The sequence below is a fragment of the Xenorhabdus lircayensis genome (assembly GCF_016306625.1).
GTDB classification, from domain to species: Bacteria; Pseudomonadota; Gammaproteobacteria; order Enterobacterales; family Enterobacteriaceae; genus Xenorhabdus; species Xenorhabdus lircayensis.
This window is the reverse complement of the sequence record NZ_JACOII010000090.1, coordinates 1-1,174: the sequence shown is the minus strand read 5'-3', so window position 1 is coordinate 1,174 and position 1,174 is coordinate 1. Positions and strand designations below refer to the sequence as shown.

Here is a 1,174-nt window from a genome sequence, read left to right as displayed (position 1 = left end):
TGTCTAAAGAAAAGTTTGAACGTTCAAAACCGCACGTTAACGTTGGTACTATCGGCCACGTTGACCACGGTAAAACTACCCTGACTGCTGCAATCACCACCGTTCTGGCAAAAACCTTCGGCGGTAGCGCTCGTGCATTCGATCAGATCGATAACGCACCAGAAGAAAAAGCGCGTGGTATCACCATCTCGACTTCTCACGTAGAATACGATACCCCAACTCGCCACTACGCGCACGTTGACTGCCCAGGCCACGCCGACTATGTGAAAAACATGATCACCGGTGCTGCTCAGATGGACGGCGCGATCCTGGTTGTTGCTGCGACTGATGGCCCAATGCCACAGACTCGTGAGCACATCTTGCTGGGTCGTCAGGTAGGCGTTCCATACATCATCGTGTTCCTGAACAAATGTGACATGGTTGATGATGAAGAGCTGCTGGAACTGGTAGAAATGGAAGTACGTGAGCTGCTGTCTCAGTACGATTTCCCAGGCGATGACACTCCAATCATCCGTGGTTCTGCTCTGAAAGCGCTGGAAGGCGAAGCTGAGTGGGAAGCGAAGATCATCGAATTGGCTGAAGCACTGGATTCTTACATCCCAGAACCAGAGCGTGACATTGACAAGCCATTCCTGCTGCCAATCGAAGACGTATTCTCCATCTCCGGCCGTGGTACTGTAGTAACGGGTCGTGTTGAGCGTGGTATCGTTAAAGTTGGTGACGAAGTTGAAATCGTGGGTATCAAAGATACCACTAAAACAACTTGTACCGGCGTTGAAATGTTCCGCAAACTGCTGGACGAAGGCCGTGCGGGTGAGAACGTTGGTGTTCTGCTGCGTGGTACTAAGCGTGACGAAATCGAACGTGGTCAGGTACTGGCAAAACCAGGTTCAATCAAGCCACACACCACTTTCGAATCAGAAGTGTATATCCTGAGCAAAGATGAAGGTGGCCGTCATACTCCATTCTTCAAAGGTTACCGTCCACAGTTCTACTTCCGTACAACTGACGTAACCGGTACTATCGAGCTGCCAGAAGGCGTTGAGATGGTAATGCCAGGTGACAATATCAACATGATCGTTACCCTGATTGCCCCAATCGCAATGGACGAAGGTCTGCGTTTCGCAATCCGTGAAGGTGGCCGTACTGTAGGTGCTGGTGTTGTTGCTAAAGT

1 protein-coding gene is annotated in these 1,174 nt (G+C 50.5%); it reads left to right on the top strand.

The features are described from left to right. Positions 1 to 1,174: elongation factor Tu (gene tuf, locus H8A87_RS19370; RefSeq protein WP_198691513.1), on the top strand; the 1,174-nt coding region annotated here is incomplete at both ends.